The organism is Wenyingzhuangia sp. 2_MG-2023, assembly GCF_030548295.1.
Lineage (GTDB): Bacteria > Bacteroidota > Bacteroidia > Flavobacteriales > Flavobacteriaceae > Wenyingzhuangia.
On sequence record NZ_JAUOSB010000001.1, the window covers coordinates 349,665 to 363,071 of the forward strand.

Sequence of the window (13,407 nt, forward strand, 5' to 3'; positions counted from 1 at the left end):
TTTAATATCCTAAAATTAAATCAAAGGCATTCTATTAGTTACAACATATGTTTAAATCTCTACAACATACAAACCGTTCAGAAAATATCTAGACCTCTAAAACAAAAAAGGCTACACAATGTGTAACCTTTTTGCAAAACTAAAATAGCTCTTATTATAACAAATCTCTTAATCTTTGCGCTGCTCCTTCTGCAGTAATGTCTCTCTGTGGAGTTCCAAACATTTCGTAACCTACCATAAATTTCTTAACGGTTGCACTTCTTAACAACGGTGGATAAAAACTCATATGCCAGTGCCAGTGAGCATTATCACCTCCGTCTGTGGGAGCTTGGTGAATTCCACTAGAATACGGGAAAGAAGTATTGAACAACTTATCGTAAACTTTTGTCAAAACAGAAATTGCCTCTGCATACAACACTTCTTCTTCTTCTGTCATATCCAAAATAGAATTTTGTTGATTTTTTGGAGCAATCATCGCTTCAAAAGGCCAAATAGCCCAAAAAGGAATCAAAACTACAAAAGCATCATTTTCAAAAATGATACGCTCTCTATCTCCATTTAATTCTTGTGCCAAGTAATCACCTAACAAACTAGATTTTTTATCGTCAAAATATGCTTTTTGAGTTCCATCTTTTTTAGATACCTCGTTTGGCAAACTAGACTGAGACCAAATTTGTCCGTGTGGATGAGGATTACTACATCCCATTACTGCTCCTTTGTTTTCAAAAATCTGAACATATTTAATAGCATCGTTTGCACCAATTTCTTTGTACTCACGTTGCCAAGTTTTTACAACTTCTGTAATTCCAGGAACATCCATATCTGCCAAACTTTTAGAGTGGTCTGGACTAAAACAAATTACTTTACAAATACCTGTTTCGCTTTGCGCTTGCAACAAACCGTCGTTTACTTCAAAAGAAGGCGAATCTTTTTGCAATGCAGCAAAATCATTTGTAAAAACATAAGTTCCGGTGTATTTTGGATTTACATCACCAGAAATTCTTGTATTTCCAGCACACAAATAACAAGACTCATCATATTCAGGTCTTTTTTCGTTATTTACAGCTTCGTTTTGTCCTTGCCAAGGACGTTTAGATCTATGAGGAGAAACTAAAACCCATTCTCCTGTTAAAATATTCAGTCTTTTGTGTGAGTAATCTTCTAAATTCTTATCCATTTTATTGAATGTATTTCTAAGTTAAGTTTTAAATTTTGTGAGTTCCGTCAGACAATGCTACTTCATAAGGAGAACATGCATGTCCAAATTTTTCTGTATATGTTGTAACTGCTGTTTTCTTAAATTCTTCTACCGCCGTTTTCTTAATCAAGTTGATGGTACAACCACCAAAACCTCCACCCATCATTCTAGCTCCTAAAATGTCTGAATTTTCTTTTGCCAAGTCTACCAAGAAATCCAACTCTTCACAACTTACTTTGTACTGATGTTGCAACCCGTTATGAGAACCATAAATTAATTGCCCTAATTCAACCAAATCTCCTTCTTTCATAGCTACGGCAGCAGCTTGAGCTCGGTTATTTTCTTGCACTACATACACTACTTTTTGAAAATCTTCTGCTGACAATTGATCTTTTACTTTTTCTAAATCCACTTCTGTAGCATCTCTCAAAGCATCAATCCCTAACAATTCTGCTGTTTTTTCACACACAGCTCTTCTATCATTGTAAGCACTGTCAGACAATTTGTGTTTTACGTTGGTATTGAACAACAACAATTGATAATCTTTAAAATCTATTGCAAAAGGTTCTGCTTTTGCTGTTCTACAATCTAACAACAAAGCACTATTTTCTATTCCAAACATAGATGCATATTGGTCCATAATTCCACATTTCACACCTACATAATTGTGTTCTGCTGCTTGAGAAATTAAAATCATTTCATATTTAGTCAACCCTAAACCAAACAATTCATTGATTCCAAAAACCACACTATTTTCTAATGCTGCAGAAGATGACATTCCAGCTCCATCAGGAATATTCCCTCCAAAAACAATGTCAAAATTTCCTACAGTTTTTCCTAATTTTTGCGTTTCTGCAACCACTCCTACTACATAACTTGCCCAGCCTGACAAATTAGAAGTATCCAAATTATCTGTATCAAACTGAATGGTTTCGTCCATATCTATTGCTGTAGCAGTAGAAACAGACCCTTCTGCTTTTTGAATAGCAGCTACAATTCCTTTATCTATTGCTGCAGGAAACACAAACCCAGCATTGTAATCTGTATGTTCTCCAATAATGTTGATACGTCCTGGTGAAAAAATTAACACAGGCTCTGATGAAAAGCTTTTTGCAAAACTTTCTGAAACTTTTTGAATTAAATTAGTATCCATATGATGAATTTATTTTATGGTTTTTATTAATTAAGAACATAATGACGTTTAAATAGTCACTGTCCATGTGATTTCATAACTAGCTCCAGCAGACAATTCTTGTACACCCATTTGGTTGTTCAAACTATTTGAAACACCTGTTACAGGTTCTAAAGCGATAGTATTTGCTTTTGGTGGAGTATACATTTGAAAGAAATTTTCTTTTGCTGTAGAATCAATTGTCATTTTATATTTAGGTGTTGCAAAAACAACGGCACTTTTATCTAACGCATAACAATTATCCAACTGTTTGTCTTTAATTTCAAGCGGCATAGCCACTTCACCTTCAACAATATTTTTGGTAATCATTCTTTCATCAAATTCCACGGATTTATTACTAGAAAAAATCAAACTACTGTTATACAAATCATCACTTAAAAAATAAGGATGCCACCCCAAAGTAAAAGGAAAACTCGTAACATCATTATTCTCTACCCCTAACTGTAAAGCCAAACCGTTCTGAGTTAACGTATATGTTACTGTTACAGTAAACAAATAAGGAAAACCAACCGCTTTGTTTGTTTCTACATATTCCAGAATTACCGAAGCACTATTCTCTGATGTTTTAGAATTTTTAACGGTAAACAACTTGTCATACACCAAACCATGCAACGCATTGTTTAAATTGGCTTCGTTACAATCTAACTGAAAAGTTTTTCCTTTGTAATCATATTTCCCATCTTTAATTCTATTGGCAAATGGAAACAAAATAGACGAAGCATACGTATCTTTATACTCTAACGGATTTAAATCTACGATAACTGGAATTTGGTTCAATACCAATTCTTCCAAAGCCACACCCCTGTCTAAACAAATTTTTGCGCTAGCATTAGCCCCAACTATTTGAACATAGTTTAAGCCATTTTCTTGTGTTTGATTGATTGTATACAATTGTTTCTATTTTTAACTTATAATGATTTTCGCAAAATAAGATGGTTAGTATTTTCTATTTGTACATGCTCATTTTCATTAATCATTTGAGCCAAACGTTTTCCCATTTCTTTAAAATCGGTTGAAATGGTGGTAATTCCTCCCTCTACAATTTCCTTCAACAAAGTATCGTTGTAAGAAATAATTCCTAAATCTTCTGACAAAACAAAACCTTGTTCTTTGATTTTTTTCACCACACGAATCAAATTTCTATCATCTGGAATCACATAAATTTCACCTTTGGTCAATTCACGATCTTCTACGGAATCTAACACTTCAAAGTCTAAATGATTTTCTTGACAAAACAGTTCAAAACCTTTTTTCATCCCTAAAGGTTGTGTGCGTTCTGAAAACAATAAAACAAGTTTGGCATATTTTTGAATTAGCGACAAACCTTCTGTTAAGTTGGTATAAATGTCTCTTTCAAAATTCTGATAAATGGCCGCGTACGAAGTGAATTCTTCGTGCATTTGATCTAAGATGTATACTTTTTCTTTTGGCAACTTCTCCACCACACCTAATGTGTTTTCCAAATTAGCCGTCATAATAACATAAGAACTATAATTCCCTATATTTTCATAGATCAATTTACTAAACACTGAAGGATTAAAATGATGAAAATAAATATCCACTTCTGTATTCACATCTAAATTCTTTAAAAAAGTATTGTATAAATCCTCTTTAAAAGCATTCAGTTCATCAAATAATAAAAAGACTTTTTTTTCAGTTCCTACATCTTCGCTCAACACATAATATCCTTTTCCAGCAATGGATTGGATAATTCCACGGGTTTTCAATTCACTCAACGCATTTAAAACTGTATCTCTTGAAACCTTATTGTCTTTTTGAATACTACTAATAGAAGGCAACTTATCACCTTTCTTTAATTTTTCATCAACAATAGCCTCCTCCACAGCACTAATAATCTGCTTGTACTTAGGAGTTCCTAGTTTTTTTATGATTGGATTTAAAGTCATACCTCAAATATAAATAAAAAACTAGTACGAACTGGTATGGTTTTGATAAAAATGTATTTTTTAAGACATCAATTAGTTGGTTGATGATTTTTATACCTCATTTTTAAATAATTATAATATTTTAAGCAATTCTCAAAAAAAGGATTGTAAAACAGTCAATTACGATTACTGCAAATTAGACCAAACTAAAAAACCTCAGCAATTGCTGAGGTTTTTTAGTTTGTAAAAGATCAAACCTTTATTCTACTACTGGGTTTTTGATAGCATCAATAATTTTAGCTTCCAATTCATCTGCCAATTCAGGATTGTCTTTAATCAATGCTTTTACAGCATCTCTACCTTGTCCTAACTTGGTATCACCATAGCTAAACCAAGAACCACTCTTTTTTATAATTCCGTAGTTCACACCAATATCTAAAATTTCTCCAACTTTAGAAATTCCTTCACCATACATAATATCAAATTCTGCTTGTTGAAATGGTGGTGCAACTTTGTTTTTAACAATTTTAACTTTGGTAGCGTTACCAATAACTTGGTCACCATCTTTTAACTGAGTTCTTCTTCTGATATCTACACGAATAGATGCATAAAATTTTAAAGCGTTACCTCCTGTTGTAGTCTCTGGGTTCCCAAACATAACTCCAATTTTATCACGCAACTGGTTGATAAATATAACCGTACATTTAGTTTTACTAATAGTTCCTGTTAATTTACGCAGAGCTTGAGACATCAAACGAGCATGCAATCCCATTTTGGAATCTCCCATTTCTCCTTCTATTTCACTTTTTGGAGTCAAAGCAGCAACCGAGTCAATAACAACAATGTCAATTGCACCAGAACGAATCAAGTTTTCGGCAATCTCCAACGCTTGTTCTCCATGATCTGGCTGAGAAATAATTAAATTATCTATATCAACACCTAAGTTTTCAGCATAAAAACGATCAAAAGCATGTTCTGCATCAATAAAAGCAGCAATACCTCCTGCTTTTTGAGCTTCAGCAATAGCATGAAGCGTAAGCGTTGTTTTACCTGAAGATTCAGGTCCAAAAATTTCAATAATACGACCTCTTGGATATCCACCCACACCCAAAGCTAAATCCACACCTAACGATCCTGAAGAAATAACTTCTACATCTTGCACAGCCATATCTCCCATTTTCATTACGGAACCTTTACCATAAGTTTTATCTAATTTATCTAAGGTTAGTTGTAATGCCTTTAACTTATCTTCTTTTTCATTCTTCTCTTTTGCCATATCGAGTTGGTGTTTTTGTGTTTTGATTGAGAGCTAAAATACGAATTTATAGATGATAATTGAGGTTCTTTTATTTTTTGATTCACAGAGCAAAAAAAACAACTAACAGCATCATTACGATGCACTTAACTAACGAATCACTATTGTTTTTTAAATTTTTAAAAAAGTGTGTGTGGAAACAGAACACATATTGACTTCTATTTTGACGAAAACACTTTTAAATACCAAACTTTAGCCCTACAAAAAAAGTTCTAGGTCGTTGAGGTCCGTAAATATAAGTAACATCTCTATCAGCTCCTTGATCAAAATCTTCTTGATACGCATTGAATATATTTTGAATTCCTAGCGCAAGTTCAAAATATGAATGTTCGTGATCGTCCATATAAAACTTATATGCTGATTTCCAATTCAGTTCAAAAAAAGAAGGAGATTTTTCTAGCGTATCTGTAGGAATATACCCTGCTAAATGCTGTACATGCATAGGTCCTGTAAACACTCCAGAAAAATTATTCTGAAAAGCTTTGATCGGAGCATAAGTAACCACAAAATTCGCATATACATTTGGAGTTTTGTTAAACTCTTTAGTAGCTTGATCCAATTCATCTTCTGACCACTCCACTTTGTCATTATACAAAGCACGTTGTAGTGTAGCACCAGCTTGGAATAACCACTTTTCATCAGGTGCATATTTTGTTTCTATGTTTACTCCATACACTTTTGCCCCAGAAGTATTCACCCTAATCCATTCAAAAATACCTGAATCTGGAGCCGTTTCTGTCCCTTGTTCCAAAGCAAAAGCATCGTTTAGTTGGGTATAAAACAATTCTGAAACCAACGAAAAATCTCCATTAGCCAATTCTTTATTCCAATCTAAAGAAGTTAAAAAACTATGAGACGTCTCCGAGGTCAAACCATCCGAATTTCTAATTCTACTAATTTCACCTGCAGCCAACCCCGCATGCACGTCTTCTCCATAAATTTGAGGAGCTCTAAATCCTTTGGCATAACTAGTTCTCCAACGTAAATTCTCACTAATACTATACAAAATGTTTGCTCTTGGATTGACAACAACAAACTCATCAACCAAATTGTGAAAATCTGCCCTAACACCTCCTAAAACCCTAAGTTTATCACTTAACACCCACTCTTGCTGGGCATAAACACCTAAAATATGTGTGGTTTGTAAAATAGGTTCAAAATCTGGATTCTCTTTTCGATCATCAATGTCATTGTATTTGTATTCCAAACCTCCAGTAAATGTTCCTTTATTATTTAAGAATTTCTTAAAGGAATGCACCCATTGTCCACCGGTAACGAAAGTAAGATCTTTTGATTTTCCAAACCCCTTTATGCTTTCTTTAATATTACTTTCAGTCGCTTGGTCTCCTGCCAAACCTCCATAAAAATTTTTATTTTTAGAAACTGAAGTAGAAAAATAACTTGAAAAAGTATTGTTTCTATTTGGATTTATATAATCATAAGTTACCCCTCCAGAAACTACTGTAGATTCAATTTGTTCTGTAACATCTGCTAAAAAAGGCAACAGGTTTAAATTATTCCCACCACGTCTAAATTCATTATTGGCATTAAACTCGGCTGTAATTTTTTTTCTATCATTAACTCTTGTAAAAGCTTTTAAACCAAAAGAAGTATTTTCCATTTTAGTAATTTCGGTAAAACCATCATTATCGGCATCATAATCATCTCTTAAGCGTTTCATTCCAAAAAGAGCAATTCCAGTATCTAAATTTTCGTTAATTACAGTTCCGTTAAAATTGATTGTTTTGTCTTGAGACATTCCATCTATCAATGCCAAATTACTTCCTACACTAAAGCTATTTTTTGTTGGGTCTTTGGTAATGATGTTTATCGTTCCCGCAATAGCATTAGAACCGTACAATGCAGAACCTCCACCTCTAACAACTTCTATTTGCTTGATGATATTCGCTGGAATTTGATCCAAACCATAAACACTATTTAATGCACTAAAAATAGGCCTACTATCAATCAATATTTGTGAATAAGAACCTCCTAGTCCATTCATTTTTACTTCGGAAGTACCACAATTTTGACAATTGGTTTCCATTCTTAATCCTGGCTGAAAATTTAGTCCCTCAGACAAACTCACAGCTTGAGTTGCTTCTAAAACTTTGGCATCTGTAACCGTTACAATTACAGGTGTTTTTTTACGATTTAAATATCCTCTAGTAGCAGTCACAACTACTTTGTCTAATCCTAAAACATCTTCTTTCAATTCAATATTTAAAATTTTAATGTTTTTAGAGTTAAGAATAATATTTATTTCTTTGGGTTTATACCCAACAGCACTAACACTTAAGGTATAATTTCCATCAAACGTTTTTAAAACGTAGTTACCATTTATGTCTGTGCTGGTACTGTTGTTATTTTTTTTAATAACAATATCTGCTAATACAGGAAATCCCTTGCAGGTAATTTGTCCTTTTAACACAGCCTGTTGCGAATACGCAATAAAGTTGATTAATAAGCCAATAGAAAGTAATAAAGTTTTCATAAGAACTAAAATAAGGTTTTGTTAAAAATAATTTTACACAAAGCTACATAATTTTTTAGACAAGTCTAAAAAATATTTTAAAGTTATATTTCAAAAATGTTTACCTTTGACTCAATGGAAATAGATTTATCACAAGCAGAAGAAAATTACCTAAAAGCTATTTATAGTTTGTTTGTAGTGGCAAACAAAGCGGTAAGCACTAATAAAATTGCAGAAAAATTAAACACCAAAGCTTCATCTGTTACCGATATGGTAAAAAAGCTATCGGAAAAGGAATTGGTGAATTATGTAAAATACCAAGGAGTTTCTCTAACTACTGAGGGAAAAAATTTGGCTGTGCATGTAATTAGAAAACACCGTTTGTGGGAAGTTTTTTTGGTTCGTCATTTGGGTTTTAAATGGGATGAAGTACACGAAGTAGCCGAGCAGTTGGAGCATGTAAAATCTGTAAAACTGACAAATGGTCTAGATGCTTTTTTAGACTTTCCAAAATACGATCCACATGGAGACCCCATTCCGGATAAAGAAGGAAATTTCATCAAAAGAAATATTACAATTTTATCTTCTTTAAAAATAAATGAAGAAAGTAAAATTGTAGGTGTAAAAGATAGCTCTAGCGCTTTTTTAAAATATTTAGACAATGCTGACATCAAATTGGGAGCAGAAATTAAAGTAATACACAAAGAAAATTTTGACAACTCTATGATGTTGTTGATTGAAGGACAAAAAATATCCATTTCACAACAGATTTCTAGCAATTTGTATGTAAAACAAAACGACTAAAAGAACATGAAAAAAATAATTACACTGTTAATGTTGATGGCTTTAGTGGCTTGTAAGCCTTCTGTAAAAAAAGAAAACTCAAAGTTTACAGTAGTTACCACCACCACTATGATTACCGATTTGGTAAAAGTATTAGGAGGTGATGCTATAGAAGTAAAAGGAATTATGGGTGCTGGAGTAGATCCGCATTTGTACAAAGCTTCTGAAGGAGATGTCACCAAATTATCTAGTGCTGATTTGATTATTTACAACGGTTTGCATTTGGAAGGAAAATTGGTTGATGTGTTCGAAAAAATGAACCAAATAGGAAAAGAAACCATTGCCTTGGGAGATTTTTTAGCCCATGACCAGATCATAAATTCTGAATTATTTGCTAGTTCTCACGATCCACATATTTGGTTTTCTATCAACAATTGGCAAACAATTACAGAAAAATTAATGCTGTCATTGATTAAGGCCGATCCAGAAAACACAGCTATTTATCAAAAAAACGGAAAGTCATATTTGGAAGAATTAGAAACATTAAAAATAGAAATGAATACAATAATAACCACACTGCCCAAAGAAAAAAGAATTTTGGTTACTGCACACGATGCTTTTTCTTATTTTGGAAAAGAGTTTGGTTTTGAGGTTGTTGGACTACAAGGCTTGTCAACAGCAACAGAAGCTGGTGTAAAAGATGTACAACGTATTTCTGAATTTATCATAACTAATAAAATTAAAGCCATTTTTGTAGAAAGTTCCGTGCCTAAAAGAACGGTTGAAGCGCTACAGGCTTCGGTACAATCAAAAGGACATCAAGTAAATATTGGAGGACAATTGTTCTCGGATGCTTTGGGAGATCCTTTAAAAGAAACAGGAAAATACATAGGCATGTATCGTTACAATGTAAACACCATTGTACATGCTTTAAAGTAGTCTTTGACTAAAATTAATAAGGATTGAATAATGTTATAAAAGAGACAAGTTTCTCAAAAAAATATGGAACAAAAAATAGCAATATCAATAGATGATTTAACGGTAGCTTACAATTATAAACCTGTATTATGGGACATCGATTTGCAAATTCCAGAAGGAGTTTTAATGGCTATTGTAGGACCTAACGGTGCGGGTAAATCTACACTGTTAAAATCTGTTCTAGACATCATCAAACCATTAGCAGGTTCTGTTACCGTCTACGGAAAACCTTATAAAAAACAAAGACATTTAGTAGCATATGTTCCACAAAAAGGAAGTGTTGATTGGGATTTTCCGACAACAGCTTTGGATGTTGTAATGATGGGAACTTATGGTGCTTTGGGCTGGATTAAAAGACCAGGACAAGCTCAGAAAAAACAAGCATTAGAGGCATTGGAAAAAGTAGGAATGTTGCCTTTCCAAAACCGACAAATTTCTCAATTATCAGGAGGACAACAGCAACGTATTTTTTTAGCCAGAGCTTTGGTGCAAAATGCCGCTATTTATTTTATGGATGAACCTTTCCAAGGAGTAGATGCAACTACAGAAAAAGCAATTATTCAAATTTTAAAAGAATTGAGGAAAGCAGGAAAAACAGTGATTGTAGTACACCACGATTTGCAAACTGTGCCAGAATATTTTGATTGGGTTACTTTTTTAAACGTTAAAAAAATTGCTACAGGTCCTGTTGCCCAGATTTTTAATGATGATAATTTGACCAAAACTTACGGAATTAATTACAAAACAAGTATTGTAGAATAATGATGACACAATATTTAGACTTATTAATGACGGATTACACCTTGCAAATCATCACACTTGGAACTGCTGTTTTGGGTGCCTTGTGTGGTATGTTAGGGAGTTTTGCCGTATTGAGAAAACAAAGTTTGTTAGGAGACGCTATTTCTCATGCATCACTGCCAGGAATTGCAATTGTTTTTCTGGTTTTGGGTGTAAAAGACAATAATGGATTGTTGTTAGGTGCATTGCTAAGCGGTTTGGTAAGTGCTGTGTTTATCAAAGGAATTATTTCCAAAACACACTTAAAATCAGATACGGCTTTAGGAATTGTATTGTCAACTTTTTTTGGTTTTGGAATGTTGTTGTTAACCTATATTCAAAAATTACCCAATGCAAATCAATCGGGTTTAGAAAAATACCTGTTTGGACAAGCTGCAACTTTGCTCGCAAGTGACGTTTGGTTGATGTCTTCCATTGCAGGAATTGCTTTGCTCATTGTTTTGCTTTTTTGGAAAGAATTTAAAATTGTTTTGTTTGATGCGGATTATACTACAACTTTAGGATTTCATGTCAAATTTATAGACACATTAATGACATCGTTCATTGTAATTGCGATTGTCATGGGATTGCAAACCGTAGGAGTGGTTTTAATGAGTGCTATGTTGCTAGCTCCTGCTGCTGCTGCAAGACAATGGACCAATAGCTTATCCATAATGGTTTTTTTGGCCGGAATTTTTGGAGCTGTTTCTGGTATTTTAGGAACTGCTATCAGTGCAAGTGCCAACAATTTATCTACCGGCCCTGTAATTGTTTTGGTAGCTACCTTTTTTGTGATGATTTCATTTGTGTTTTCACCCATTAGAGGTTTGTTGTTTAAGCAAATCAAATTGTGGAAAAATAGAAATGATCTAAAACTGATGAAAACATTGATGTTCATGTACAATATTGTGGAAGATCATGATAACATTTCGCACCCACACAAAATACAATTGTTGAATAATTTTCAGGGATATACCAAAAAAAGCTTAAAAAGTTTACAAGCAGAAGAATTGATTTTATTAGAAAAAGACTCTTGGTCATTGACAGAGAAAGGATTTCAGGTTGCTAAAAATTTATACACCCAACAATCATGAGCAATGCGCAAATAGAAATACAATTAATTTTAAGTTTAGTGGCAGTTGCCTGTGCATTGCCAGGAGTGTTTTTAGTGCTTAGAAAAATGGCTTTGATTAGTGATGCTATCAGTCATTCCATTTTACCAGGAATTGTAGTTGGATTTTTTATAACACATGATTTAGCTTCTCCATTGTTGATTTTGATGGCTACTTTGACAGGAGTTTTAACTGTGGTATTAGTAGAATACATTCAGAAAACAGGTTTGGTAAAAGAAGACACCGCAATTGGGTTGGTTTTTCCATCGCTCTTTAGCTTGGGAGTCATATTAATTGCCCGAAATGCCGGAGACGTACATTTAGATGTTGATGCCGTTTTGTTAGGAGAAGTTGCTTTTGCTCCTTTTGACAGATGGATGTACAACGGAATGGATATGGGGCCAAAATCATTATGGATGATGGGTGGAATTTTAACCATGACCATTACCTTACTGTCTTTATTTTATAAAGAATTAAAAGTAGCAACGTTTGATGCTGGCTTGGCAGCTTCTTTGGGTTTTGCTCCCATGGCTATTCATTATGGATTGATGACAGTTTCGTCTGTTACTACCGTAGGAGCTTTTGATGCTATTGGAGCTATTCTAGTTGTTGCTTTTATGATTGTGCCTGCAGCTTGTGTGTATTTACTGACCAATAATTTAAAAAAGTTATTGATTTTTTCCTCTTTACTGGGGATTTTTGCTTCAATTTCAGGATATTGGTTAGCCCACGCAATGGACACTTCTATTGCAGGAACAATAGCCACCGTGTTAGGGTTGATTTTTTTCTTGGTTTATTTATTTGCTCCCAACAGAGGTTACATCTCTCAATGGTACAAAGAGAAACAACAAAAAACAGAGGTTGCATTGTTAGTCTTTTTATTGCATTTAGCAAATCATGAAGACGAAATGGAAAGGAACAGCAATCATTTGCAAGAGCACATCAATTGGAGCCATCAATTAGCCAGAAAGGTGCTAAAATTGGCAAATCAAAACAATATGATTGAAATAGAAAATGAAATTATCTCACTAACACCTAAAGGACTGGAATTTACAGAACAAGCAATATCTTACATTACAGACAATAAAAACTCAGAGTTAGAAGGGATTAAGCAAAATTACTTTTTGTTTAGAGGTTAAATTTTTCGGTATGTTATTTGAAGTTGTGTATTTGCATCTAAAATATTATATTTAAGTAGCAACCAATAAAATAAAAAGCCTATGTCAATTATGAATGTTTTTTTGAGCGGGACTCAAAGAAAAAATAGAGGTCACTTGGCCAATATTGTTAAAATAGCCCGTTCTAACGGAAAATTAAATAGAGATGAAATTAGATTGTTGAAGAAAATAAAAGAAGAGTTAAATATTAGTGATTTGGCTTTTAGAAAAATCATCAGAACTCCAGAATTATATCCTATCAATCCTCCTTCTAACTACGACGAAAGAATTGAACGTTTGTACATGTTGACTAATATGTTATTAGTAGACAAAGAATCTTTTGAGTTGTCTTTAAAATTATTAGAAAAACTAGCAGTGGGAATTGGTTTCCCTTTAAAAACTCATGAAGAAGTGGTTCGTTTGGCTGTAGAAATGGCACAAAAAAATATAGATCTAGATTCATTCACCAAAGAAATTAAAAGAGCGAATGGTAGTACGAAAGAGTAGCTTTTATTTGGTTCTTTATTAAAAGA

At 33.4% G+C, this 13,407-nt stretch carries 12 protein-coding genes; 6 read left to right on the forward strand and 6 right to left on the reverse strand.

Translation table 11 applies throughout. From position 1 onward, the window contains the following. Window positions 1-154 precede the first annotated feature (154 nt). The 6 genes from Q4548_RS01260 to Q4548_RS01285 all read right to left on the reverse strand — a co-directional run bounded on the left by Q4548_RS01260 (window position 155) and on the right by Q4548_RS01285 (window position 8,085). Complete coding sequence (locus Q4548_RS01260; protein ID WP_303450486.1) at window positions 155-1,177, reverse strand: UDP-glucose--hexose-1-phosphate uridylyltransferase; 1,023 nt, start codon at window positions 1,175-1,177, stop codon at window positions 155-157. 28 nt (window positions 1,178-1,205) lie between these two features. Beyond that, the gene (galK, locus tag Q4548_RS01265; protein ID WP_303450488.1) at window positions 1,206-2,351 is read right to left on the reverse strand and encodes a galactokinase; all 1,146 of its coding nucleotides are present in this window, start codon (window positions 2,349-2,351) and stop codon (window positions 1,206-1,208) included. A gap of 48 nt (window positions 2,352-2,399) precedes the next feature. Continuing rightward, window positions 2,400-3,281 carry an aldose 1-epimerase gene (locus Q4548_RS01270; RefSeq protein ID WP_303450491.1) on the reverse strand — a complete coding sequence of 294 codons (882 nt, stop codon included), beginning with the start codon at window positions 3,279-3,281 and terminating at the stop codon, window positions 2,400-2,402. 17 nt (window positions 3,282-3,298) lie between these two features. Further along, window positions 3,299-4,297: a GntR family transcriptional regulator gene (locus Q4548_RS01275; RefSeq protein WP_303450493.1), complete on the reverse strand. Its 999-nt coding sequence runs from the start codon at window positions 4,295-4,297 to the stop codon at window positions 3,299-3,301. Between the two features lie 238 nt (window positions 4,298-4,535). Then, on the reverse strand, window positions 4,536-5,552 hold the full coding sequence (gene recA / locus Q4548_RS01280) for a recombinase RecA (RefSeq protein WP_303450495.1): 1,017 nt from the start codon (window positions 5,550-5,552) through the stop codon (window positions 4,536-4,538). A gap of 217 nt (window positions 5,553-5,769) precedes the next feature. Beyond that, window positions 5,770-8,085, reverse strand: a complete 2,316-nt coding sequence (locus Q4548_RS01285; RefSeq protein WP_303450498.1) for a TonB-dependent receptor — start codon at window positions 8,083-8,085, stop codon at window positions 5,770-5,772. A 114-nt stretch (window positions 8,086-8,199) separates the two neighbouring features. Between Q4548_RS01285 and Q4548_RS01290 the strand changes: the two genes are divergently transcribed. From Q4548_RS01290 to Q4548_RS01315, 6 genes are all read left to right on the forward strand, one after another. Continuing rightward, window positions 8,200-8,868 (forward strand): metal-dependent transcriptional regulator, encoded by a 669-nt coding sequence (locus Q4548_RS01290; RefSeq protein ID WP_303450500.1) that lies wholly within the window; start codon window positions 8,200-8,202, stop codon window positions 8,866-8,868. Between the two features lie 6 nt (window positions 8,869-8,874). Continuing rightward, window positions 8,875-9,786 (forward strand): metal ABC transporter solute-binding protein, Zn/Mn family, encoded by a 912-nt coding sequence (locus Q4548_RS01295; protein ID WP_303450503.1) that lies wholly within the window; start codon window positions 8,875-8,877, stop codon window positions 9,784-9,786. A 63-nt stretch (window positions 9,787-9,849) separates the two neighbouring features. Next, window positions 9,850-10,587, forward strand: coding sequence for a metal ABC transporter ATP-binding protein (locus Q4548_RS01300; RefSeq protein WP_303450506.1), 738 nt, complete (start codon window positions 9,850-9,852; stop codon window positions 10,585-10,587). Between the two features lie 2 nt (window positions 10,588-10,589). Then, a complete protein-coding gene (locus Q4548_RS01305; RefSeq protein WP_303451545.1) occupies window positions 10,590-11,699 on the forward strand; it encodes a metal ABC transporter permease in 1,110 nt (369 codons plus the stop codon). Continuing rightward, window positions 11,696-12,856 carry a metal ABC transporter permease gene (locus tag Q4548_RS01310; protein ID WP_303450508.1) on the forward strand — a complete coding sequence of 387 codons (1,161 nt, stop codon included), beginning with the start codon at window positions 11,696-11,698 and terminating at the stop codon, window positions 12,854-12,856. The genes Q4548_RS01305 and Q4548_RS01310 overlap by 4 nt, the downstream gene beginning before the upstream one ends. A gap of 90 nt (window positions 12,857-12,946) precedes the next feature. Then, window positions 12,947-13,381: a hypothetical protein gene (locus Q4548_RS01315; RefSeq protein ID WP_303450511.1), complete on the forward strand. Its 435-nt coding sequence runs from the start codon at window positions 12,947-12,949 to the stop codon at window positions 13,379-13,381. The last annotated feature ends 26 nt before the right edge of the window (window positions 13,382-13,407 follow it).